Here is a 24,399-nt window from a genome sequence, read left to right on the forward strand (position 1 = left end):
TCCAAGCATACAAAAAAAGCCAACAACAAAAGCTCCGAATTAAACGGAATTTTCGTTGCTGGCTTACCTGTCAACTGGTCTATGACCTTTTAACGTGTCTTCCAACTTTTTAGAAATTTAATTTGATCTGCTATTTAGAAATAAGCTCTTCCAGATCGCGATCCACTACAATGCCAATGAGCTTTTCACCGGTCTTAGTGCTCACATCTGAATAAGTACTGATCACATTGACCTCAATGAGCGCTTTAATGGCTTCCTCCAGGTTCTCTCTTGAGCTTTCAAACAGCGCCATCCTCACTTTTTTAATCAGTTCTACGCCATCCTTGCTCGTCGCGAGATTGGTCTCCGCTTTGCTAAGAAATCCCTTAATTCTAACGATGATCAAATCCTGGAATATAATGGTCCGAATTTTCTCAGGACCTCTGCCCATGTGCTCAATCTCAAACTTGCTTATGATTTCACTAATTTTTGCTTCCAATTGTCCCTTTGTCATTCTAATGTTATACCTCTTCATAATTCTGTTGGCAGGTCTCAAGGGTTTCACACGCTGCAAACCATTCTCAATGATTTTTCACATTGTAACACATATTCCACATAAAAATCAACACTATAATGAATAAAAATCCGCAAATGTCGAACAATAATTTTCATTTTCGTTTTTTTGTCCGCTTTTTGCGTTGATTTGGCTTCAAGCGCACTAGTCTTCCTGTTTTTCCTTCCGACTAGCCTCTTCAACGACTACTCGAATGCGTTTTTCTCTCGTCTCTAGACTCTTTGAGAGGTTGACCCAAATAATCCATCTGGACTGCTCCGTGTTGCGCCATGACTCAAACGTCTCCAGCGCTCCCGGCTGAGAAGCCAGCTCAAGTCTTAAGTCAGCAGGACACTCCGGCTTTTCTTTGGAAGAGTAGGCTAAGTCCCACCACCCGCTATCCTTAGCGGCGCGCACGCTCTCCATCCCGGCTTCGGTCATTCTGCCCTGCTCCATAAGATTACTTACCCTGTCGCGATTAATCTTTGACCACCCGCTTCAGGATCCTTTGAATGACAAAGGTCATCCATAAAGAAGGCTTTATCTTTTGTCCAAAGTCCCAGCCTTTCCAAGGCTGCCAGACAGATTCCGGCGTATAAAACCCTTCTCCGCCGGCTCTATCCAGGACTATGGACAGCATCTCAGCAAACCGCTCATCTCTAACCGCCACCTCAAACTGAGACAACACCTCCAGGACATGCAGAATGTCATACCAGATGAAGGGCAGCTTCAACTTCCTGAAGTCTGAGCCCATGTAAAAGATATAAGGATGTTTTGTTCTGCTGTTCTCCCACAGGTCAAGGAGTGTCTCAATCCCTGTCCTTGCCGCTTCACGACAAGAGGTATCGTCATACAGCGCCAGACATTTCAAGATGATCAGGTTCACATAAGGACATGGATCCTCTTTTCTGCCAGGGCCCCTGAAAGTTCCCAGTTCTTTTGAGACTGTGCACGGCCAGCCATTGTCTCTTGCCAGACTCACGAGATAATCACGGCCTTTGAGGATTCGAGGATCTTCCTTGTATCCCATTTTGGCTAAGGCATAAAGGCTGGTTGGCGCGTCACACAGTGCCCACCCCCAGGTTTCCTGGCCGCTGCCGCCGTAGTGTGTTGAGATGACCATCGGCAGAGTCACTAAGCCTTCCTCTGTTAAATGGCTGAGCACACGGTCGAGTATTGCAGGGATTCCGGGATCATCCCGGGTCAGACCCAGATCCGCCAGAAAGGCGAGCTTGTGATAGTGCTGGCTGGCGCTTTTGTGGCTGCTCAGGACGACCCCCGGCCAGGACTGCAGTTCAAGAATCAGTGCTTGGACCAGCGGGTGGGCAATCATGGCGGATCTGGCGGCAGCAACCGCTTCATGGGTCTCGTCATAGTCATATAACTCTGTGAGTACCCTGTACCGGACCCAAGGCTCCGGTGCATTGATCAACGCCGGCCAAATCTCCATGATCTCCACCTCGCTAGTATTACAATGACTGACCCCAACCTTAAAAACACTCTAATCCTGCAGCGTCACTTTCTTGAGCACCATAGCAGTGCGATTTGGAAGGTAGATCTGAATGCCGGTCTGCTGCTTCAGCCCCGGCAATGTTTTGACCTCATAAATCACGTCATGGGAAATGCGCGAATGGCCGCCAAACCTGGCTTCATCCGTATCCATGATCACTTTGTAATTACCCGCCTCATGAATTGGCAGCTCAAACTCAACCTGCGGATCTGATGAATGGAAATTGAAAATAAAAATATAATCCTTTTTCTTGTATGCTACAATTTTCTTCTTCTGATCGATCCACAGCGGCTGCGGAACGCCGCCGCCCATAAGCGCGTTGTCACGCATCAAGTGGATCATGGCGATATCAAAATGCTTTAGATCCTCATATCTCAGGAATGGATTATCCGCAAGGCTCCAGAGACGTCGGCAGTGCTTGAAGCTCCAGTTATTCCCTTCGCGTGGGAAGTCAATCCACTCCGGATGGCCAAATTCGTTGCCCATGAAATTCAAGTACCCTTCGCTGCCCATGGAAATGGTGATCAGGCGGATCATCTTGTGCAGCGCCACTGCGCGTTCTATGACCAGACTTGGGCTCTTCTTATTCATGTGCCAATACATATCTTTGTCCGCCATCCTGAAGATCAGCGTCTTGTCGCCAACGAGAGCCTGATCATGGGATTCGACATACCCAATGCGCTTCTCGCCTGGCCGGCTGGTGCTCAGCTCATACCATAGCTGGCCGACGCTCCAGTCTTCATCTTTTTTCATCAAGGTTTTGACCCAGAAATCGGGCATCCCCATGGCCAGACGGTAGTCAAAGCCTATTCCGCCGTCCTGGATTGGCAGACACATCCCCGGCATGCCGCTCATGTCCTCAGCAATAGAAATCGCATCCGGCCGCAGTTCCTTGATCAGCTCATTAGCGAATTGAAGGTAAGTCACAGCGTCTATGTCGGTATTCAGGCTGAAGTACTTGGCATAATCATTAAAGGCAGTTCCAAGGCCGTGATCATGATAGAGCATGGAGGTCACGCCGTCAAAGCGGAAGCCGTCAAAGTGGAACTCCTCCAGCCAATATTTGATGCTGGAAAGGAGAAAATGGATCACATTGTGCTTGCCATAATCAAAGAGCTTTGAGTCCCAGGCATTGTGATGGCCTCGGGCACCATGGTGGAAAAACTGGGTCGCGGTGCCATCGAATTCATTGATGCCTTCTGCGAAATTCTTGATGGTGTGAGACTGAACCATGTCCATCAAAACGGCGATACCCATGCTGTGGGCCTTGTTGATCAGGCTCTTGAGTTCTTCGGGATTGCCGAACCAGGAAGCCGGCGCGAAATAATTTGAGACGTGATAACCAAAGGAAGCGTAATAAGGATGCTCCATGATTGCCATGATCTGAACAGTGTTATAGCCCTGAGCTTTGATTCGTGGCAGGATCACCTCTTCAAATTCCTTATAGCTGCCGATGGTTTCTTTTTCCTGCGCCATGCCAATATGCGCTTCATAGATTAACGGTGATCTCGACGGATCGAGTTTAAAATCGTCATCAGTCCAGTGAAACGGCACCTCAGGCGCCCAGATCTGACCGCTGAAATCATGGGTTCGCGTGTCCTGGACGACCTTTCGTATGTAGAGCGGAATGCGGTCCCGGTCTCCATTTCTGGCGACTACCCTGACTTTGACACGGGATTCGTGCTGTAACGCATCATGTCCAGGCAAGTAAATCTCCCAGGTGCCGTCACCTTTATTCTCGAGAGGGTGTGAATCCCGGTTCCAGCCGTTGAAGTCCCCCATCAAATAGAGCGCGAAGGCGGATGGGGCCCATTCGCGGTATACCCATCCATCGCCAAAAGGATGAAGACCGAAGTGGTGGTGACCATTGGCAAAGTCCTTAAAGGTGCCTGTCTCACCAAGCAGGGATTTTCGAACGCCTTCATAACGCCGCATTCTGAGCGCAATATCTTCTTCATAGGGTTTTACCCAGGGATCAAGCTTGAAGATTCCGAGATCCGGATTCACAGTTGTAGAATTGGCAGCATTCTCTTTTTTCTTGACTTTGCTCTCCATAAAATCGCCTCCATAGGTGTAGTTATCGCGCATTTATGCTGCAGTCTTACGTGTCGCTTCTCCACATTTTCAAACCAACGGCCACCGAAATCAGGCCAAAAATCGTCAAGGCTGGAAGCCCGTGAAAAATGCCGGTTATATAGGCAATAGAGTTGTAAATCAGAATTGAAAATCCCACTAAAGCCATGACAAGACCCCGGGTTTTCTTTGTTCCCATATCGCCACCTCATTCGTTTTTCTCAATTCCGGCCCTAACGACGCTGCGGTTTTCTGCTCTCTTCATATAAACTGATATACTGCTCCACGGTAATTTTTCTGCACAGCTCCGCAATCAGATCGTAGGGGATTGCGTCCATTTTTTTAAATCTTATGCAGCTTTTCCCCATATCGAGCTTACTCACTACCCGTGCGGCATATTCCTTTTCGAACCACAACAGGAGATCCGGAAAAGCGTAGATTCCCATATGGTAGAATGCGATATGCTGCTTTTGTGAAGCCAAATTGATGAATGGCAGCGGTTCCTTGGGGTTGACGTGGTAACCGGCAGGATAAAGCGTGTGCGGCACGACATAGCCGAGCATGCCGTAGCTTATGACTTCTTCGAAACCATCGGGCAAATTTTCCAGAATCACTGTCCTCAGTTTTTCTACAGCCTCTCGACGTGATGCCGGTAGGTTCTCCAGGTATTCCTGCGGCGTTTTTGCTTCTTTTATCTGCATTTCGGAATCCAAGTCAATCCCCCCTCCTCCAGCAATTAGCCAGCTAAAGCATATATACCCCAATCGCGATGATTATGCAGACTTTGTAAGGTAAATCACCGTTTGCTGTCATTAAAGCCCGAGGGGGCACAGGCTTTCTGACAGCTGAACTCTTTAAGCTGCCTTTTGTGAATAAAAAAACTCCTTTCCAATCAGATTGGATAAGGAGTTTGCAGATGAACTATGTTAGGTTTTCTAATTAGAAGTCGGAACCTTCGTGAGCCAGTCTATGACACTGCACATCTTTGACTCTCATTTCTTCTTTAAGCTTATGGATTTGCTGATCCTTTTCCTTGAGCATTTCCTCGAGTTCTTTTACTCTTTCTTCACATCTCAAATTATCCATTCAATCCATCTCCTTCTTTAGGGATTGCCATTGGCCGTCTCCCGAAATTTATTTTCTTAAGTTACACTCATTTTAACCATAACTTCTACTAAAATAAAGCATCGTTATTTAGTGAACAACATTAGCCAATGTGTCTATCATTGATCGTTCTCTGAAAAGCCTGAATTTTCAGTCTTTTCAGAACTTCTCATGGTTTGGAATGCAAAAATAATCATAAAAAAATTTATTTATGCTACCCTGTTTGAAATTAGTTCGTTAATATCCAAACTACTGATTTGCCTGCTTTCTCTTGTCCTGTCCCGCCTTCCCCATCCAAAACAAAAACAGCCTGCCGATGGTCACACCATCCGCAAGCTGTCCATGTTTGACGCTTAGGCGTCTCTTACATAATGTAGTTTGTTGGGATTTTAGACTATTGGGATCTTCAAACTTAACTTCTTTATCTTTTCTTCATGAACCCGCCAATGAGATTCCCAATGTCGTCCATGATGTCGCCGTCTTTGTCTGCATCCAGTATTTTTGACGCCAACCCCATTAAGTCATTGCCGCCGCCTGACATTGCGCCGCTGAGCATATTTGAAATGCCGGACGCATCAAGATTTTGGCTCTTCTTTTGTTGTCCAAGTGCGCCAAGGACAAGTGGCGCTAGTTGAGTCAAAAGACCGGACACTTGGTCACTTTTGAGGCCGGTTTGAGTGGCCAGATTATTTTGAACCGTCTGTGTCTTGCCTCCAAGAACATGCTGAAGAATTTTAGCGCCATCGTTTGGATCCACTTTGCCAAGAAAACCGTCCAGGTCGTCCACATCATCCTCTTCGTGCTGTTCAAGCGCTTTTGCGAGGGCGGAAGCGCCTTCAGGCGTGCTGGCATTTTGGCCGAGTGCTTTCATGAGGGTCGGAAGGCCTATTTTAGCGAGCTGCTCGACTTGCTCAGGGTTAGCGCCAACAGATTGCCCCAGCTTGTTGAGGGCAGCCGGATTATTGAGCTGACCGGAAATCAGGTCCATGAGATTCATACAAAGTACCTCCTTTTTGTTTATATAGGTTATGTTTACCCATTACATTCAATTTGTATCTCAAGATTTCCATTCGAAACTGGGTGTCAGACACCCGGTTTCTGCTTTCGGAGCCATGTCGAAACAAGGTGTCAGACACCCAGTTTCTTCTTTCGGGGCAAGAAGACATCCGCCGCCGCACCAGCTTCCATTCCTTATATAAAAAAAGAGGAAGCCGGCTTCAGGACACCAGCTTCCTCTTATATGTTCTTGATAGTTTCATGGCTCGACCGAACCATGTATAGCATGGATTTTGGATTCATCAGGGTTATTATCAGGGTTTTAGTATTTCTAAGTGTTGCTTTGGTGCGTTTGGTGCCTCTAAACCATCGGCGCGAGTTTTAGAGGTATTTGCAGTAAGACGTTCTCATGTTTGTCATCTCAGCAACGATGTCGTCCACGTTGAGGACCATTTCCATCATGCCGATCTGATCTTCGTAGACATCTGCGTCTACGTCAGCCTTGAACTCAGGCTCTACCGCGTGGTAGACAGAAAGTCCAAGTGCTACGCCTGCAAGGCTGCCTGCAAACGTTGGGTCACCGTTGGTGACGGTCTCAGCTGCAAGACCAGCTGATTCTGCTTCTGCTGCGCCGAAAATCACTACGACATTCTCATGTCCGTACTCATCCGCTAAAGATTTCACCCTGTTCTGATTCTCCAAATCCATGGCCCCTGCAGCCGTTCAGACGAAACACTCTGTTGCGGAATAGACGACGGTCGCTTCGCTATTCGTTTTGACGCATTCTTCGATCGCTTGGCCCGGAACACCGTCACGGTCGCCAATGATGATCACTTTTTTGTTGGCTAAAATACTCATTCATCCCATCCTTTCATAATTTTCCATTAATCATGGATTAAAAATTTTTATACCCAATCCTTTTTGATCAGAAACTTTTATCCGATAATTTAATTATAGTTATTTTATAAACATGTTCAAGGTTTTTCATATTACTTTAGTATATTTATTTTGTTTCGCAGAAAGTCGGCGCCGGTATGCTAAATGCCGCAAGTGTTTGAGAGCCTTATATCCAGTGTGAACACACCCTGGCTGTCCATTGCCTTGTAAAGGGCACTGACCATGTCGAGAATGGTCTCCAGATCACCTCTGATCAACGTTGCCATGGCATTCGTTTCAATGGACAGCGGGAATTCATGGATCACTTTCAAAGCGCTCTCTACAGCTGCCTCGACGTCAGAGGTTTGAACAGGCGTGAAGATCACCTGCGCGCCCACTAAACCCGCGGCTTTTCCCATAGAAGACATATGAATCCTCCTCTGCTGTTGGCGCTGAATTTCAGCTCATTTTCCAGGCTGATATGCTCTTCCGGAGTGTCCGGCGGCAAAAATAGACATTCTTTCATCTGTTTCAGTGTCTCGGAATAGTAGGCCGCCATTTCCTCCAAAGTTTTAAAGACTGCATGCTTGAAAACGGTTTCCTTTTGGAAATACTCAGAGGTGTAAAGCCGGCCCCAGGAGGAGTCCAAGTGAATGGTCCCCACCATAAGTTTGCCGCCCGGCTTAAGGACCCGGAAAAGTTCGCCTAGTGCGCGCTCCGGGAACTCGACAAATTCAAAGGCTGCCATGGAAAACACGGCGTCGAAGGTATTGTCCTCAAACTCAAGCTTATATAAATCCATATTTTTGTAAGTGATGGGCAGCGCACCGGTTTTGTTTCTTGCTATGCTCAGCATTTCCTCAGAGACATCAATGCCTGTGACCATTGCGCCTTTTTCAGCCAGTTTGATCGAGAAGTTTCCAGTGCCGCATCCAACATCCAGGATCTTTTGATCTGGCTGCGGCATGAAAAGCTCGAAAGCACAGGCAGTTTCAACTTCATCCACAAAGCGCCCCATTTTGGTAGCGTACCACTGATCGTAATCTGTTGCGACTTCATTAAAAATTGTCATAACTCAATCATCCTTATGCATTGGCAAATTGTTTGAGAATTGTGTGAAGCTCCGGTACAGAGTGTAACTTGGTGTCAGGTACTCAGTGCAACTTGGTGTCAGACACTCAGTGCAACTCGGTGTCAGACACTCAGTGCAACTCGGTGTCTGACACCCACTTAACACCCATTTGCAGCTAATGTCCCACCAAAACACTCCAACGTCCCTAAAAGCTGTGAAGCAACTTCTTTTTCAATTGAATAAAGGTCTCCGAGACCATCATTTCCCTATACCGCGGCCTTGGAAGATCCACACAGATCTCTTCCTTGATCGTCGAGGGCCGGTCGGACATCAGATAAATCCGGTCAGACAGATATATGGCTTCTTCAATATCATGGGTAATGAACAAAATGGAGGCCTTCAGTTCGTCATTCACACCCAGCAGCCAGTCCTGCATCTTCGCTTTCGTCAGCGCGTCCAGCCCGCCAAAGGGCTCATCCAGCAGCATGATATCCCTGGAATAGACATAGGTTCTCATGAGCGCCGCCCGCTGGCGCATCCCCCCCGAAAGCTGGTGGGGGTATTTATGCTCAAAGCCTTCCAGACCAAAGGTTTTAAACAGATCCGCCACCTCTGACCTGGCCTCCTTCTTCGAAACGCCTTTCACTCGAAGAGGCAGGGCCACATTGTCAATGATCTTCAGCCATGACAGCAGCAAATCCTTCTGGTACATGTAGCTGACGAGGCCTTTGCGGGCTTTGACAGGGGCTCCATCGATTCGGATTTCGCCCTCGTCCTCCACAATCAAACCCGAAATCATATTGAACAGCGTGCTCTTCCCGCAGCCTGAGGGCCCTATGATCGACACAAACTCGCTTTCCCTTAGCACCAGAGACACATCGCTGACCGCAAACGTGTCCTCAAAGGTCTTCTTGACGCCGACGAGCTCCAGTCTATTTTTTAGGGAGGAAGTCATTGGTGAACGCCCCCTCAGCCTCAAGCTCTGACTCAATCAGACCATTCTCGAACATCCACTTGGAGTAATTAGACCAGATTTGAAGATCCATAATCCCCCACTGTGACGCCTCCGCCTGATACTGATCCGCCAGGTAAAACTGCGAGGCGACCGCAATTGCCTCATCCACTTCCGGCGCCGCCTTCAGCAGGGACTTGACCGCCTCTTCAGGACTCTCCATAGCAAACTCATAACCCTTGGACGTCGCCGCCAGGAATTTCTCCGCCAGCTCAGGACGCGCGCTCAATAGCTCTTCCTTGGCAATGATGACCGGCGTATAGAAATCGAGGTTCTCCTCGAAATCCTGCAGCAAAATGAAGTTGATCGGCACATTGTTGACCTCCGCCGCAATGCCGTCCCAGCCATAATAGATCCACGTGAAATCCACATGACTCTTCGTCGCCGCGAAGAAATCGAGAGCGCCGAGGTCCACCATCTCCAGCTTGTCAAAATCCGCGCCTTCCTTTGCCATCAGCCCGCTCAGCATCGCGACTTCAGCCGGCGAGCCCCAGCCGCCATACTTCTTGCCCTCGAAGTCCTTAGGCGTCACGATCCCCTTCTCCACCGGCGACGCGAAGCCCGAGGTGTTGTGCTGGATAATCGCTGCAATCGCTTTCACCGGAAGCGGCTCTGCTGCCGTTCTGGCATAGGTGATCTCTTCCTGGTAGGAGATTCCGAACTCCCCCTGCCCCGCGGCGATCAGGCTCGCCGAGCCCCCTTCAGCCGGCTGGATGATCTCCACATCAAGCCCGACCTCTTCATAGAAGCCCAAGTCCTGGGCCACATAGAGTCCCGTGTGGTTCGTGTTTGGTACCCAATCCAGGACTACAGTGACCTTTTCAAGCTCTGCCGATGGTTCCTGCGTCCCATCCCCCGCCCCCACGGCTTCCTTCGGCTGGCAGCCTGCGAGGGCCAGGGTTGCCGTCAAAATCAACATAAGCGCGACTATACTGAGTTTTTTCATCTTCTGCATGTTCGTTAACCTCCAATAATGTCTCTTCATTATATTTTGTTACATCACACGACCATCGGCCGCTTAATCTTTTATCCTTTACTTCTCTTTGCTGACTGCCCAAGGCATCAGCACTCTCTGTAGCAGATCAATGCCCTTGAACACTGCAATGCTCAGCACGACGACAATCAAAATAGCCGCGAACATCTTGTCCAGGGCGAAGGAGTGCCTGACCCGCAGCATGTAGACGCCCAGGCCGCCGGTGCCCCCCAGCCACTCGCCAATCACCGCACCCATGATGGAATAAGTCGCCGCAATGCGAATGCCGGAAAACAGGTTGACCAAGGCGCCGGGAAACTTGACCCAGCGAAACTGCTGCAGCTGCCCAGCGCCCATGCCCTCGATCAGGTGCAGCTCGTCCTGGTCCGCCGCTTCCAGGCCGTCCAGGAGACTGACAATGATGGGGAAGAAGCAGACCAGCATGACAATGACGATCTTGGGCAGCATGCCAAACCCGAACCACATGCCGAACAGGGGCGCCAGCACAATGATGGGCACCGTCTGAGACAGGACGAGAATGGGGTACAGACCCTTTTTGACCATGGGCACAAAATCCATCAGAAGCGCCAAGGCAATGGAAAAGCCAATGGCCGCCAGAAACCCAATTCCCGCCTCCTGGAGCGTGATCCAAATGTGGCTGCGCAGTCCCGGCAGCTCAGAAAACAGCACGCGTATGACGCTGGACGGCGCCGGCAGGGTGTAGGCATCTACCCAGCCCGATCTTACGGACAGCTCCCAAAGGGCCGTCAAGACAGCTAAGAAGACAGCGGCCGGCCACTTACCGGTATTTGCCGACTTTTTCATCAATGGTCACGCCCCCGGGCTTGTAATCGATCTTGACGACAGAGCACACGCGCTCCGCGCCCCGCTCGACGCAGATTTCCTGGGCGCGTTTGACGATTTTGAGAAGCTCGTCCAGGTCGCCCTCCATGGTCGTCTCCATGGGGCCTACGGTGTGTACGATGCCCGTGCTTTGGATGTACTCGATAACCGCGTCCACGACAGGATAGATTTGGCTTTCCGGAACGCTTGGAATGACTTGCAGACTGACATTGGTCAACATTTTGCATCTCCCTTCGAATTAAAAAAGACCCATCCGGAGGATGAGTCTCATAGGTGTAAGCTTATGTCTCCTCCCTTCGCTGGCATGATCCAGAGCAGGTGATATGGGTCGGAACTCACAGTTCCCTCTCAGCCAGTTTACTGACTCCCCCGTACATCTTCGTTTCAGTTGTCGTTTGGTTTGAACACCAACATCATAAGCCTTGAAATTTGATTTGTCAATCGCGTTAGAGCAACTTGATGACAATCGGCTTATGTCCCGGTTTATTCGGTGGGCTTTCTTCTACGGTTTCGCATGCGGTTCGCCGGAGAGGACGCTTCTGCCTGAGCCGCGGCCCTTGGCACGCCATGACGGCTGTCCTGCTTGGTCCTCTGATGCGTTTGCTTGCTCTGCTGGGCTTGCTTGCCCTGATGCTTTTGTTGCTGAGGGCGAGGCTCTATGAACAAGTCGTCCTTGACCGTGGCATCCAGAGGAAACGGGTGCTCTTTCATCTCAGGAATGCGTTTGCCGATGGTCTTTTCTATATCCTTCAGCAGCGGCAGCTCTTCCACATCACAGAAGGACATGGCGATCCCGCTGAGGCCCGCCCGGCCTGTTCTGCCAATCCGGTGAACATAGGTCTCCGGAACGTTTGGAAGGTCGAAGTTGATGACATAGGACAGCTCGTCAATATCGATCCCTCTGGCTGCGATATCCGTCGCGACCAGGACCCGAATGGCGCCTTGTCTGAAGTTCTCCAGGGCGTTTTGGCGACTGTTCTGACTTTTGTCACCATGGATTGCCATGGAGGAAATGTGCGCTTTTACAAGCTCCCGCACCACGCGGTCTGCGCCATGCTTGGTTCTGGTAAATACCAGCACAGACTCCAGTGCCGGATCCTTGAGCAGGTGGATCAGCAGCTTTCGCTTGTTGGCTTTGTTGACGAGGTAAACGCTCTGGCTGATCGCCTCCACCGTCACGACTTCTGGAGTCACCGATACCTTGGCAGGGTGCTTCAGCATGGCATCTGCCAAGGCGGAAATCTCCTTTGGCATGGTCGCGGAAAACAGAAGTGTCTGCCGTTCAGAAGGCACCTTCGCGACTATCCTTTTGACATCGTGAATAAAGCCCATATCCAGCATGCGGTCTGCTTCGTCGAGAATCAGAATTTTGACTTTGTCGAGCTTGATAATGCCTTGGTTTATGAGGTCGTTCAAACGCCCGGGCGTTGCGACCAAAATATCAAGTCCGTCCTTAATCATCTTTTCCTGAGGCCCCTGAGGCACCCCGCCAAAGATGACACCGGTCTTCAAATGAACGTGACGCCCATAAGCATGGAAGCTGTCCCGGATCTGAATGGCCAGCTCGCGGGTTGGCGTCAGGATCAGCGACTGTATGCCGTCATGCTTCTTCCCGGTTTGGGATGAAGCGCTTGAAAGACCTTCCTGCTTCATTTCAATGATCCTCTGGAGCGTCGGGATCGCAAAGGCAGCGGTTTTCCCTGTCCCCGTCTGAGCGCAGCCCAGAACGTCTCTCCCTGTCAGGATCAGCGGAATTGCCTGGTCCTGAATCTCCGTAGGCTCAACATAATGTTCTTCTTTAATTGCTTTGAGAATGGCGGGCATGATGCCCAATGACTTAAACTTCAATCTAAAAACTCCTTTGTAATGGCCTTTGCCCTGTGGTATAGAATTTTTTGGTAAAGGTCCAAACTACATTGTATGTTATTCGAGCCATTCTGTCCAATTTTTGATTTGGGGGCAATAGGCTATCAGCCACGGGGACAACTTTCAAGTGAGTGTCTGACACCAAAGTTGAGTGAGTGCCTGTCACCAAACCAAAAACGGGGCCAGAGGTTTGTAATATTTCTGTAACATTCGATAAAAAGAAAAGGAAAAAACCGGCAACGATTTTTTCCTTTTCCTTTTATCAACTATTCAACTATTTCACCGCTTCAATCAAATAAGACGCCACGAAATCCTCCGCCTTATGTCCAGGCGCCCATGAGGAAATCAGCTCACGGCTGTTGTCCTTAGGCACCAGCCGGATCTCTTTGAAACCAGCTTTCTCCATAATAACCCTTAGATCCTCAACATACTCCGCGCCGCTTATACAGCTGGCCACCAGCCTCAGGTCCTCACGCATGCTCTCGGGGATCACGGCCGTGGCTACCACATCTGATGCCGCAATGCGTCCGCCCGGCTTCAACACTCTATAAGCGTCTTTAAACACCTGCTGCTTGTCCACCGACAGGTTGATGACGCAGTTGGAAATAATTACGTCCACAGACGCGTCCGCAACCGGCAGATGCTCAATCTCACCCAATCTGAAATCCATATTGTCAATGCCTGCCTCATAGGCGTTTTTACGCGCCAGCCTGACCATGTCCGGTGTCATGTCGACACCGATGACGTAACCGGTTTCCCCCACTTTGGCTTGCGCCAGGAAACAGTCAAAGCCGCCTCCACTGCCGAGATCCAGGACGACCTCGCCGGGCTTCAGTGCCGCAATGGCCGTTGGATTTCCACAACCCAGTGCCATATTGGCACCTTCCGGAGCCTGGCTGAGCTCATCCGCCGAATATCCAATAAGCGCGGAAGCATCCAGAAAACTTACAGTCGATGTGCCACACCCGCATCCGCTGCTGCAGCAGCCACCATCGGCACCCTGCTTTAATGCCACTGCGGCATAATTATTTTGTATGTGTTCCCTGACTTTTTCTTTCTTTTGCATAATAAACCCTCCACTTAAATCTTAAATGACACTCACCCCTATAGACGATGCAGTGCAGAAAAGGACGCAAAAAAAGACGCAAATCCCGCGTCTTTTTCAACATTTTTTATCCGGCTGATACTTCTGAAACTCAATGATGTTGCCACAGCGGTCAAATTCCAGCCTGCAGCAGTCCAGCATCATGTCCTTCAGCAATTTCCTGGCCCTCTGGACCCTGGACTTCGCGCCGGACACCGACAGCCCCAGCCGCTCGGCCAGCGCCTTCTGCGTCAGGTTTTCGAATTCGGTGAGCAGAATGGCCTCCCTGTACTTCTCAGGCAGCTGCTGGACCATGCCCGTCAGGCAGCCCGCCATTTCAGCATTGGCGTTGCCGCCGGCCCCTGTCTCTCCTTCTGCCGATGGTCCCAAAACCCCATCCACGCCTTCTGCCAAATCCTCGGGAAGCTCAGCAAAGGTCTTCCCGCTGCGGTAATAGTCAACAATAACATTCCGGGCAATCTGATAAATCCAGGCATGGATCTTTTCCTGATCCATCAAGGTATCCAGCTTCAGACTGATTTTAACAAAAACCTCTTGAAGCAAATCCTCCGCGTCGTGGGGATTGGCCACGCGCCTCGCAATAAATTTTTCAAGCGGCTCATGAAAGTTTTCCCACAGACAAGTCACGCAGGTGCCCGCCATGTCATCACGCCCTCTCCTTCTTAATTATTATGCTGCTTCCTCTTCACTGACTTGCATGGGGTTTTTACGGATCGCGGCGACGTAGAGGAAAGGATATTCTGTTTTCAAGTATAGAATATACTGGATCCATTCTGCCACAAGGGCTTCATAGGCCCGACGCAGGTCGTTGGAGAGGTGCGCAATGTCGCTTGGATCGAGTTCACCGAAAGGACCACGGATTTTCAATTCATCCGCCACATGAAAGACTGCCCAGAGCATATCCGTAAAAGAATCGTGCTCAAGCAGGTTGGAGTTTTCGAGCATACTCAGGAGAGGCGCTTTATAACCCTCCATGACCAATGCCAGATCGCCAAGTTTTGCCGGATCAGCATAAAAATCATAAGGGTAAGCCTTTTGAGTGCGTTTGCCGCCGAACAAAGACTTCTCTTTTTTCAAATCCGTAATTTTGAGCATCTCACATAAGGCGTTGTTTTCCTGGTTGAATTTTCCTATTTCACACAACAAAGTTGTGCCGGTTTCTGAGAAAAAGGTGCTGATGATGACGTTGACTTTTTTTATTTTCTTTCGCTTTTCGGACAGACTCAGAAACCGATTGATCACCAGTGTCACAACCAGAACCTGAACCGGGACAAAAGCGAGATCCTGAAGCAGGTAGAACAGAGTTTCGTCTCCTCTTTGAAAAATTATGTATTGAACACCATAAACGGCTGCAGACGCAACTATGAGAATTATGGTCAGGAACAGGTTGTCACGCAGTTTAATTAACAATTTTATATTCACCCTTCTGTATATAATTAAATGACCTAACGCTTCAGACTTCAATGACGAGAAGTTAATCTATTCTAACACAAGGGAAAAAAGAATAAAACCGGTGCAAGGAAATCAAGGCCATCGCGCCTTCCCTGCACCAGCTTCACTTTCGTGCTATTTATGCCTGCCGCCTCGTGAATCTTCCCTGTGGATTCGGCAAGCCATCATGATGACCACAGACCTCGGTTCAAAGTCGAACTCATGATGGACAGCCTTCATCTTACACAGCTCATCGACGATTTCTTCTCCGGCAGGCAGAGCTGTATTGACTGCCATCCGCCATTCTAAGCCCAACGGCAGAGCGGGCAGCACCACGTGCCGTGACTCCCAGTGCATGTTCATGCCCACGTAAATGACCTCATCTTCCTGGTCCGCCCCCGCCTCTTCAGCTTTTCCAGCGAACATGACCCCCAGATAGCGGGTTTCAATGTCCTCCGTCAGATTCCACGGCTCCAAACCATGCTTACTGACATACGGGAAGCCGCATTTAGCCTGGCCCGTACTGTCCCGCAGATTCGGATGCCGCTTCCGCAGCGCGATCATCTTCCTGAAGAACTCATAAACATCCCGGTTTTTCTCAAGCAGTGTCCAGTCCAGCCAGGAGACCTCATTATCCTGACAGTAGGCATTGTTATTCCCGTATTGTGTGTTGCAAAATTCATCGCCCGCATAGAACATGGGCGTCCCCTGGCTGGCCATCAAAACCGCGCAGGCATTCTTAATCAAGCGCTTGCGCAGCGCTATAACCCCAGGCTCCTCCGTCTCCCCTTCCGCGCCGCAGTTCCAGCTGTGGTTGTGATTCTCGCCGTCGGAATTATTCCAGCCATTCGCCTCATTATGTTTTTCATTGTAACTGTACAGGTCATATAAAGTGAACCCATCATGACACGTAATGAAGTTAACCGAAGCATTCTTGCCGCGGTGCACCGGATCATAAAGATCGTGGGATCCTGCGATCCGTTCCGCGACCGCCTCGGCAAGTCCGGAATCCCCCTTCAGAAAACGCCGCAGGTCATCCCGATACCGGCCATTCCACTCCGACCATCGCTTCCAGGACGGGAAGCTCCCAACCTGGTACAATCCGCCGGCGTCCCAGGCTTCCGCAATCAGCTTAACATTCGCCAAAATTGGATCATAGGCCAGATTTTTCAAAAGCGGAGGATTGTTGCTCGGGGATCCATCCTCATTGCGCCCCAAAATCGACGCCAGATCAAACCTGAAGCCATCCACCCTGTACTCCGTCACCCAATACCTGAGACAATCCAAAATCAGGCGCTGCACCACAGGATGATTGGCATTCAATGTGTTGCCAACTCCACTGAAGTTATAATACCGCCCATCCGGGGTCAGCATGTAATAAACGTTATTGTCAAGACCCTTGAAAGAGATATACGGCCCCCGTTCATCCCCCTCAGCCGTATGATTGAAGACCACATCCAAAATGACCTCAATGCCATTTTCATTAAGAGTTTTTATCAGAGCCTTAAGCTCTTTCCCTTCCTGATTGTATTCCACGCCTGCTGTATAACTGGTGTTTGGCGCAAAAAAGCAGATAGGATTATACCCCCAGTAATTCAAAAGTTTGACCCCGTTAACCTCCCGCAGGTCTCTGCATTCGTCGAACTCAAAGATGGGCATCAGCTCCACCGCGTTGACGCCGAGCGCCTTCAAATAAGGCAGCTTTTCCATCAGGCCGTCAAAGGTGCCGGGATGCTTGACGCCGGAAGACGCATGCCTTGTAAAGCCCCGCACATGCAGCTCATAGATGATCAGATCCTGCATTGGAATCAACGGCTGTTTGCAGTTGGCCCAGTCAAAGCCATTGGTCACCACCCGGGCTTTGTAGGGCTCCTCAACACCTTGCCGCTGCCCCCACTTGCTCTGTCCGGTAACCGCCTTTGCGAAGGGATCCAGCAAATACTTAGTCTGGTCAAAGATCAGCCCCCTTTCAGGCTCATACGGTCCATCGACCAGATAGGCATATTCAAAATTCTCAATGTCCAGGCCAAAGACAATCATGGAAAACACATTGCCAATTCTATAGGGCTCCGGAAATGGTATGACCACAAAGGGATCTTTGCAGCCCCGTTCAAACAACGCCAGGCTGCAGGCGGTCGCATGCTGGGAGTAAATAGTGAAGCTAACGCCCCCAGGCACCACCACAGCGCCGTTTTGAAGAAAAAAGCCCGGCCGGATTTTGTAGTTTTGATACGTGTCAATAGGTACCAGCTCTTTCCACACGAAATGGTCCATACCGCTGGACTGCCTGACCTTCTTTACTTTGAAGGTTGCCACGCGCTCACCCCCGCTTCCTGATTCGTCCGCGTTGTCGCTGACGTTTCTTTTTATATTAGTCAAACTTCCCCACTTCAGCTTCCGTCATCCGCAGCTGTCCGCCACCGCTTTCCAGGTCGACGATCCAAGCTTCCGGGATCCACCTTTCAATGATCCACCGTCCGAGGTTCAGCCAGCTGCTGCAACTGTCCAGGATCACCGAGTCCCCCGTGACGACGCCTTCAGCGCCTGCGAGCGCTACATCCGCGTTCTTCACGAGCATCACTTCGACGGGAACACCCCAGGCAGCCGCCTCTCCCAAAATCAATTGTCCAAGCCTCCCGGAGTTGGAAACAGGCGCATCCAAAAAGAATTTTGCCGATGGTCCCCCAAGCGCCCCCAGCGCCCGGCCAATCCACGCGAGCGCAACCTGCGTCTTGTCCACAATACCGTAGGTTCCCCTCAGCCCGGCTAAATCCCTTAGGACCCCATCCCGGCCAAGGATCAGCGGACTGCCCGACAGCGCCACCTCCAGCAAAATGATGAGATTGAACCCGTCAATGTTCAGCGGGGTGTGCTGAACCGCGACCATCGGCAGCATGGTTTCTGCTCTATGGACCTGCCGACTGTGTGTAACCGCCGCCCGCTGAAGGGCAATCCGCTGCCTGGCCGTCAACTGGTAATGACCGCCCACCAGTTCTACCACTGACCTCAGCTTATAGCCGCGGTCGAGCAGCCAAACGATCTCGTCGAGAGCTGTTCTGAGCAGCGTCACCGAAGCCTCCGAAAAGCACTCTGCATCCGAGGGATCAAAGCCCCTTCGCTTAGTTTTGAGTGTCATGGCAGCCCTTCTTTCACTCAGGTGTAAACTTATTATTCCTTATATTACCCATTTCGACTAAGTTCATTACAAATTGCGTCAGCAAAGGAAGGAAGGAAGGAAGGCGGTATCATTCAGCCATAAGCTTTAGACACCGCCTTAAAATTTAATCTTTGTAATCTTTTATAAACCCTATCTATAGATTTATCTGATAAAGTGGTCCTCAGTGAGAATTCTTTTTCTGAAGGAGACCAATACCATGACTTCAAAAACATCAAGCAAATTTCTTCAAAGCACAAAATTCCTGATTTTTTCTGCTTCTCTTCTCTTTATAATGGGGATCTTATACCTGATTAACCATATTACATACTTCTCAAAATCAGTCGCTATTTATACCGCGCAAGGATTCACCCAATCAGAGATCCTCAGCCTGCTTGTGCCCGACCGGCTGCTGCCAGGCCTCTTTGAAGGGATTGGGCTCTTTTTTGGCGTGTCGGCGCTTTTGTTTGGTACAGCAATGATCAATCAAAAACTGTCAGCTTCTTCCTATGAGTCAGCAGCCTCTGCACGCGCTGAAAAGGAAGCCCTCGAAGCCGCCAAAGTCTTCATGGCTGTAGAGGGGCTAGAGTGATAGTTAGCTAAGTATTTGGCTTAATCTGGTACACCCCAAAGTAAAATAAACAGATAAAAAATAAGCGCTGGCATTTCGCCAGCGCTTATTAGTTTTTTCAACCCTTCACAGGTTGGGGACGCGGACAACTTTCGAGTTGGGGGCAATAGGCCACAAGCCGCGGGGACTGTAGTATTTCCGCAGCACTTCCCTTGAACAAAGCCACTTATAACACAAATTCCATCTGGAGATCCCTCGGATCTGCGTCAAATAACGCCCTATTCACTTCAACCGCAGTTTTGCAGCCAATCGCCCAATAAAAAGCAATGGTCTCTTCCGCTGACCCCGCGCAGATGTAAAGCTTTTCTGCACCCCACTGCCTCGCACCTTCAGCCGCAGCCTCAAACAATTTTCGACCCAGCCCCTTGCCCCTGGCCTCACGCGTTATGAACAACTGATCGAGCAGGACATATCGTGCGCTTTCTCCGAAAAAATCTCTCCTGACCGCCACAAATCCAATCATTTTTTGCCGATGGTCAAACGCCCCAACCGCCAACCCATCCCCCACCACAATCTCCACCAAATGTTTCAGATGCGTTTCATAGCCGTTTGGCCAGCTCGGGTCAAAATAATCAATCTCAACCAGCTGCAAAAGACCATCCACTTCCCGCCAGGCCTTCCCAATATGCTGAGAGGCGTCTATGTCGCTTATGCTCTTACAGTCTTCCAATGCCAAGGCTTTGATTTCAATCATTTAATCAAGACCCTCCCACAAAAGTTCTTATCTTATATTAGCATAGATTTACCCTCGTAAGATTAGGTGGATTGGCCATCTGACACAGACATAACCTTTCATGCAAATTAAAAAGAAGACAGTGTCAGCAACCTGCGCCTATTGCGCTTATCTCGTTTCCAAAAAAAAAGGTAGGAAGGCGGTGTCTGACACCGCCTTCCTACTATTATTTGTAAGTTAAATCTACGTCACTTTTTCCTCACGCAGCGCCTTCATAAGCGCTAGTGCCGCCCCAAGCATAATCGCTATGAATGGGAATGCCGCAGCCACAGATACCGTCTGGAGAGGTCCAAGACCTCCTGCCAGCAGCAGCGCCGTTGCCAGAGCCGACTGAATGAGACCCCAGCTGATCTTCTTGGTGTTGCTCGGATTCAAGTCCCCATCAGAAGTAAACATACCAAGGACAAAAGTCGCCGAATTCGCTGAAGTGATAAAGAACGTGCACAGAAGGATCAGCGTCAAAGCCGACAAGATCATTCCCAGGGGCAGCTGACTGTAGACAGTAAACAATGCGGTCTCCGGCTTCGCCACAACCGCGGCAGTTGCCTCAACACCCATCTTCATGCCATAGTCAATGCCTATACCGCCAAAGATTGCGAACCATACCATAGACGTAATCGCAGGTGCCACAATAACCCCGGCAATAAACTCGCGAATGGTTCTGCCTTTGGATATGCGGGCAATAAAGGAACCGACAAACGGTGCCCACGCAATCCACCAAGCCCAGTAAAAGACCGTCCAGCCATTGACCCAGCCATTATCACCGCCAATGGAGTAATTGAGGCTGTCCGCGAAGAAATAGTTGAGATATTCGCCGAACGCGCCGGCAAAGCCCGTCAGCATCAGCAGCTTCGGCCCCACGAGGAACGTCAGAAGCAGAATGCCGCACGCCAGATACAGATTTATATCTCCTAAAAGCTTAATGCCCTTATCAATGCCCGTGACAGCCGTCCAGATAAAAATGACGGTAATGACGACAATGATGATTATTTGCATCATGAAGTTCTCCGGAAGCCCAAACACCGCGTTCAGTCCGCTGTTGATCTGAAGTGTCCCAAGTCCGAGTGAAGTGGCAACCCCGGCAACGGTCGCAAAGACCGCGAGGATATCAATAGTTTTGCCAATTGGGCCTTCCGCGCCCTTCTCCCCAATCAAAGGGATGAAAATGGAACTGATCAGACCTTTGTGGCCTTTTCTAAACTGGAAATACGCCAGCGCCAGACCTATGATGCTGTAATTCGCCCAAGGATGGAAGCCCCAGTGTTTGAAGGACGCCCTAAGGGCAAACATAGCTGCTTCGGGCGTGCCCGGCGTCGCGCCGAGCGGTGCCGCGTAATGTGACATTGGCTCCGCCACACCCCAGAACACCAGGCCTATACCCATGCCGGCACCAAACAGCATGGCGAACCATGATGTCGTTGAAAACTCGGGCTTGTCGTCGTCCTTACCAAGCTTGATCTTGCCATAAGGGCTGATCGCCAGCCCTATGGCAAAGATGACAAACAACAGCATGGAGAACAGGTAAGCCCACCCAAAGTTGGTGGTGATGAAACCCAGCGTGCTCGAAGCCGCTGCCGCGAAGCTCTCCTTGGACAGGATGCCCCAAAGCGTCAGGATAATAACAGCGATAAGCGGAATTAAATAGGTCAGCTTCTGACCAAGAGATGTTGTTGCCGATGGTTTCAATCCATTCACTCCCCGGTAATTCGTCTTTTGGACTTAACTGAACAGCAGGTTAGAACTTGACCGGAAAAACAGTTTGCTCATGCACATCCGCTGTTAAAGCATCCAGCGCGACGCCGACTCTGTGGTAACGAAGCTTATATTGCGCTTCTTTCGTCGTCGACGGATCGCCAAGTGGATAAGGGATTGAAATAGTTGGAACGATTTTGTTGCTGCCTACAGTTTTCGCGACCGGAATCAGGTTGCACATCTGAACAATCGCAAAGCCAGCTCTTTCGATTTCTTTGACCATCGTTGCACCGCAACGAGTACAGGTGCCTCATGTCGAGGTGAGAATCACGCCGTCCACGCCTGCTTCGCGCAGATATGGAATCATTTCTCGGGCCATTCTTGCAGCTTCCGCTTCTGTTGTACCCGTGCCAACCGTACTGTAGAAATACTCGTGGACCTTTCCAATTTTGCCTTCTTTTTCGTAGGCTTTCAATGCATCCAGCGGCACAATGACATCCGGATCCGCATCTGCGGCAGCCGGGTCAAAGCCAGCGTGAATCGTCTTGAACACCCCGGTCTCAAGGTCAACCAGCTCGGAAATGTCATAACGTCCCCAGCGCGTCGCAGAGGCTGACTGAATTCTGTCAGGATTCGCCACTGGCACTATGCCACCGCTTGTGATAATAGCAATCGTCGCCTTTGATAAGTCCGCAATAGGCGGCGCAATATCCACGCGATCAATCTTAGGAATCGGAAGTTCTGTTTGGAAAGGCTCTCCAGCCAGTTTTTTCAGAAGCATTTCAACGACGCGGTCTGAAGCCGGTTTCTGATCCTTGAGCCAAACTTGATGGCGGACGCCTCTTGGGTAGAAGCCTTCTTCAGCAGCCAGAAACATTGGCTTTTCGCCTTCCGGAAGGGCCAGGATCTTGTCGCCGAGTTCTGCCATTTTCTGAGTGTCAACCTTCATTGCCGCAGCGCTCTTTCCGCCCGGGAAGATATAGACATCTTTTTTGAACATCTCAACGCCAGGATTTTCTTCATTCATGGACGTCACAGCGTAAACACCGAACTTGTCCTGGACAAACTTGCTGACGACGCCGCAGGCATTGCCATAACGTCCAGCCTGAAATGCAGGCCCTGCAAAGAAGATATCAAATTCTTTGTCTTTTAGGAAGCCTTCAATAGCCGCGATCGCTTCATCCTGTCTGGAGCCCATGAAGTTGTCGCCGCAGATGATCGTATGAGTAATTTCTGCGTTTTTCAGGGACGCAGCCAGTGCAAGGCCGGGACCGACCAGACCTTCTCGGATTTCAGGCGCGTGGTCTGCTTTCTCTTCTCCACCGATACCTGCGAAAAACTGATTGATATATAAAATCGCTTTTTTCACGTTGATCTCCCCCCTCTAAAATTCTGCCATGGTCTTTGGTGACCAACCGCATACCTGGTCGCCGCAGAACATTGAGTTGTTCTCGAGGATGATGGAACCGTCCTCGCGGACAGATGACCCGAGTTTTTCGTCATAATCCCATCCGCCGGATAAACCGTCACGGCCGAGTGCTGCAAGCTCGCCGATTACTACGTCCATCGGCGGAAGCTCTATGAGCTCTGAAACGTTGCCGCAGGAGACAATGGCATTCGCTTTGATGTCGAGCGTGACAAGGGGCTGGGACTTGCCGTCGCGGCCGGTGCATTCATTCGTGATGCCGACGGTCTTAACGCCCGCATTCTCAAGTTCTACGAAGCACTCGATGAAATCCGCATCCGGGTTGCCATAGCCCTCTTCTGCGAGGATCGCGCCGTCTGCGCCGAGGAGCTTCGCCATTTTAGCGACGAATTGCGCCGAACGACGTTTTTGCTCAAGGGAGACGTTGAGGTTGCTCATAATGACGCCGAGGAAATTCAGAGACTTGCCATGCTCGTCATAGAGACGCTTGATGGTTGGGTTGTTTTGGAAGTCATAAGTCGACCATTTGGAGGAGCATGGCATGAAGGAGCCGGAGATCACAGCGCCGTCAAGCACCTCATTTGGATGCATGAACGTTGGGATGAAGTGGTTCAGGTCCCAGCCGTAGAGCAAGTCGTTATAGCCCATTTCTTCCATTTGGGACTGTGGCTGCATGACGTAGACTACTGAAGGCAGCGCGTTCATTTCAGCGCTTCTCTTAGTGACCGGCTCAAGCTCGAACACTTCAAGGGCCTCCGGTGTTTGTTCCTTTACGGTATTGCCTATATATTCCGCGAGTCTGTGAGCCGCCCAGCGAAGCGCGTGATTTTTCTTTTGCTGCTCGTGTCGCTCAAAGGCTTCGTCTGTATCTGCTACGAGGCAAAGATTGACTAGTTGAGAAAAGTAGGTGAGCTTCGCGCCTTCCCCGGCCATGTCGATGAGTCCATCTCCAAAGCTGCCCCAATGCTTGCCAACAGCCAGGACACTCATGCCTTTTAGAGCATGGGTTCTGCCTTCGCCAACCTGGAAGACTTCGCCTGTGACGCCCGGGAATACTGAATGTTCTGCGCCGACGCGTGTACGTGGTTCAATGGCTTCTTTAACCGGTACGATTCGAACAGACTCACCAGGTCTTGCAACTTGAAGGTCCACGTCTATCAGATGTTCATCTGCATCTTTCAGAAATGCAATAACTTCCTCCTTATTGATGGTGAGAACGCCGTTTTCAAACACTGTGTTGGCACCGAACTGGATGTCTCGTACATAGAAATTTCCGATTTCCAATCTCACTTCAATTTCACCCCTTGTCAGAATGCTTGCCTTTTGATTGTTATTTTTTTATTTATTTT

The 24,399-nt window shown here is 50.1% G+C and carries 26 protein-coding genes and 1 riboswitch; of the genes, 1 reads left to right on the forward strand and 25 read right to left on the reverse strand.

The genetic code is table 11. The features are described 5' to 3' along the window. Positions 1–130 precede the first annotated feature (130 nt). The 21 genes from OEL90_RS10220 to OEL90_RS10320 all read right to left on the reverse strand — a co-directional run bounded on the left by OEL90_RS10220 (position 131) and on the right by OEL90_RS10320 (position 18,550). On the reverse strand, positions 131–493 hold the full coding sequence (locus OEL90_RS10220) for a DUF2294 domain-containing protein (protein ID WP_291400089.1): 363 nt from the start codon (positions 491–493) through the stop codon (positions 131–133). Positions 494–697: 204 nt separating this feature from the next. Then, positions 698–988, reverse strand: coding sequence for a YdeI/OmpD-associated family protein (locus OEL90_RS10225; protein WP_291400088.1), 291 nt, complete (start codon positions 986–988; stop codon positions 698–700). Between the two features lie 22 nt (positions 989–1,010). Beyond that, on the reverse strand, positions 1,011–1,982 hold the full coding sequence (locus OEL90_RS10230) for a hypothetical protein (RefSeq protein WP_300688361.1): 972 nt from the start codon (positions 1,980–1,982) through the stop codon (positions 1,011–1,013). A 51-nt stretch (positions 1,983–2,033) separates the two neighbouring features. Further along, a complete protein-coding gene (locus OEL90_RS10235; protein ID WP_291400083.1) occupies positions 2,034–4,097 on the reverse strand; it encodes an alpha-amylase family glycosyl hydrolase in 2,064 nt (687 codons plus the stop codon). 46 nt (positions 4,098–4,143) lie between these two features. Continuing rightward, positions 4,144–4,314 carry a hypothetical protein gene (locus OEL90_RS10240; protein ID WP_291400081.1) on the reverse strand — a complete coding sequence of 57 codons (171 nt, stop codon included), beginning with the start codon at positions 4,312–4,314 and terminating at the stop codon, positions 4,144–4,146. A 34-nt stretch (positions 4,315–4,348) separates the two neighbouring features. Beyond that, positions 4,349–4,828 carry a DUF1801 domain-containing protein gene (locus OEL90_RS10245; RefSeq protein ID WP_291400079.1) on the reverse strand — a complete coding sequence of 160 codons (480 nt, stop codon included), beginning with the start codon at positions 4,826–4,828 and terminating at the stop codon, positions 4,349–4,351. A gap of 226 nt (positions 4,829–5,054) precedes the next feature. Further along, positions 5,055–5,201, reverse strand: a complete 147-nt coding sequence (locus OEL90_RS10250) for a hypothetical protein (RefSeq protein ID WP_291400077.1) — start codon at positions 5,199–5,201, stop codon at positions 5,055–5,057. A 439-nt stretch (positions 5,202–5,640) separates the two neighbouring features. After that, on the reverse strand, positions 5,641–6,216 hold the full coding sequence (locus tag OEL90_RS10255) for a DUF937 domain-containing protein (protein WP_291400075.1): 576 nt from the start codon (positions 6,214–6,216) through the stop codon (positions 5,641–5,643). Positions 6,217–6,596: 380 nt separating this feature from the next. Next, complete coding sequence (gene grdA / locus OEL90_RS10260) at positions 6,597–7,073, reverse strand: glycine/sarcosine/betaine reductase complex selenoprotein A (RefSeq protein ID WP_291400074.1); 477 nt, start codon at positions 7,071–7,073, stop codon at positions 6,597–6,599. A 179-nt stretch (positions 7,074–7,252) separates the two neighbouring features. Beyond that, a complete protein-coding gene (locus OEL90_RS10265) occupies positions 7,253–7,519 on the reverse strand; it encodes a YkoF family thiamine/hydroxymethylpyrimidine-binding protein (protein WP_291400073.1) in 267 nt (88 codons plus the stop codon). Further along, positions 7,489–8,163: a class I SAM-dependent methyltransferase gene (locus OEL90_RS10270; protein WP_291400072.1), complete on the reverse strand. Its 675-nt coding sequence runs from the start codon at positions 8,161–8,163 to the stop codon at positions 7,489–7,491. Before OEL90_RS10270 ends, OEL90_RS10265 begins: the two co-directional genes overlap by 31 nt. A gap of 205 nt (positions 8,164–8,368) precedes the next feature. Further along, positions 8,369–9,118 (reverse strand): ABC transporter ATP-binding protein, encoded by a 750-nt coding sequence (locus tag OEL90_RS10275; protein WP_300688369.1) that lies wholly within the window; start codon positions 9,116–9,118, stop codon positions 8,369–8,371. Continuing rightward, positions 9,096–10,130, reverse strand: coding sequence for an ABC transporter substrate-binding protein (locus OEL90_RS10280; protein WP_291400068.1), 1,035 nt, complete (start codon positions 10,128–10,130; stop codon positions 9,096–9,098). Before OEL90_RS10280 ends, OEL90_RS10275 begins: the two co-directional genes overlap by 23 nt. A gap of 78 nt (positions 10,131–10,208) precedes the next feature. Further along, entirely contained in the window at positions 10,209–10,973 is a 765-nt protein-coding gene (locus tag OEL90_RS10285; protein ID WP_300688373.1) for an ABC transporter permease, read from the reverse strand. After that, positions 10,948–11,232 carry a thiamine-binding protein gene (locus OEL90_RS10290; protein WP_300688376.1) on the reverse strand — a complete coding sequence of 95 codons (285 nt, stop codon included), beginning with the start codon at positions 11,230–11,232 and terminating at the stop codon, positions 10,948–10,950. Before OEL90_RS10290 ends, OEL90_RS10285 begins: the two co-directional genes overlap by 26 nt. Positions 11,233–11,286: 54 nt before the next feature. Then, positions 11,287–11,393, reverse strand: a riboswitch (TPP riboswitch). Between the two features lie 102 nt (positions 11,394–11,495). Continuing rightward, positions 11,496–12,860: a DEAD/DEAH box helicase gene (locus OEL90_RS10295; protein WP_300688378.1), complete on the reverse strand. Its 1,365-nt coding sequence runs from the start codon at positions 12,858–12,860 to the stop codon at positions 11,496–11,498. Between the two features lie 292 nt (positions 12,861–13,152). After that, the gene (gene arsM / locus OEL90_RS10300; RefSeq protein ID WP_291400061.1) at positions 13,153–13,944 is read right to left on the reverse strand and encodes an arsenite methyltransferase; all 792 of its coding nucleotides are present in this window, start codon (positions 13,942–13,944) and stop codon (positions 13,153–13,155) included. A 96-nt stretch (positions 13,945–14,040) separates the two neighbouring features. Beyond that, complete coding sequence (sigZ, locus tag OEL90_RS10305; RefSeq protein WP_300688381.1) at positions 14,041–14,625, reverse strand: RNA polymerase sigma factor SigZ; 585 nt, start codon at positions 14,623–14,625, stop codon at positions 14,041–14,043. A 27-nt stretch (positions 14,626–14,652) separates the two neighbouring features. Next, positions 14,653–15,393: a hypothetical protein gene (locus OEL90_RS10310; protein ID WP_300688383.1), complete on the reverse strand. Its 741-nt coding sequence runs from the start codon at positions 15,391–15,393 to the stop codon at positions 14,653–14,655. 156 nt (positions 15,394–15,549) lie between these two features. Then, the gene (glgX, locus tag OEL90_RS10315) at positions 15,550–17,793 is read right to left on the reverse strand and encodes a glycogen debranching protein GlgX (protein WP_331488128.1); all 2,244 of its coding nucleotides are present in this window, start codon (positions 17,791–17,793) and stop codon (positions 15,550–15,552) included. After that, the gene (locus OEL90_RS10320; protein WP_291400055.1) at positions 17,786–18,550 is read right to left on the reverse strand and encodes a DUF434 domain-containing protein; all 765 of its coding nucleotides are present in this window, start codon (positions 18,548–18,550) and stop codon (positions 17,786–17,788) included. Before OEL90_RS10320 ends, glgX begins: the two co-directional genes overlap by 8 nt. 238 nt (positions 18,551–18,788) lie before the next feature. Here OEL90_RS10320 and OEL90_RS10325 point away from each other — a divergent pair, with 238 nt between their 5' ends. Further along, positions 18,789–19,160, forward strand: coding sequence for a hypothetical protein (locus OEL90_RS10325; protein ID WP_291400054.1), 372 nt, complete (start codon positions 18,789–18,791; stop codon positions 19,158–19,160). A 205-nt stretch (positions 19,161–19,365) separates the two neighbouring features. Here OEL90_RS10325 and OEL90_RS10330 read toward each other — a convergent pair whose 3' ends face one another. From OEL90_RS10330 to OEL90_RS10345, 4 genes are all read right to left on the reverse strand, one after another. Further along, the gene (locus OEL90_RS10330; protein WP_291400052.1) at positions 19,366–19,893 is read right to left on the reverse strand and encodes a GNAT family N-acetyltransferase; all 528 of its coding nucleotides are present in this window, start codon (positions 19,891–19,893) and stop codon (positions 19,366–19,368) included. Positions 19,894–20,115: 222 nt separating this feature from the next. After that, positions 20,116–21,618: a glycine betaine uptake BCCT transporter gene (locus tag OEL90_RS10335; RefSeq protein ID WP_307730964.1), complete on the reverse strand. Its 1,503-nt coding sequence runs from the start codon at positions 21,616–21,618 to the stop codon at positions 20,116–20,118. Between the two features lie 49 nt (positions 21,619–21,667). Continuing rightward, positions 21,668–22,993, reverse strand: coding sequence for a betaine reductase selenoprotein B (gene grdH / locus OEL90_RS10340; RefSeq protein ID WP_291400049.1), 1,326 nt, complete (start codon positions 22,991–22,993; stop codon positions 21,668–21,670). A 15-nt stretch (positions 22,994–23,008) separates the two neighbouring features. Next, complete coding sequence (locus OEL90_RS10345) at positions 23,009–24,340, reverse strand: glycine/sarcosine/betaine reductase component B subunit (RefSeq protein WP_291400047.1); 1,332 nt, start codon at positions 24,338–24,340, stop codon at positions 23,009–23,011. Positions 24,341–24,399 lie beyond the last annotated feature (59 nt).

This window comes from Acidaminobacter sp. (genome assembly GCF_030247605.1).
Taxonomy (GTDB): domain Bacteria; phylum Bacillota; class Clostridia; order Peptostreptococcales; family Acidaminobacteraceae; genus Acidaminobacter.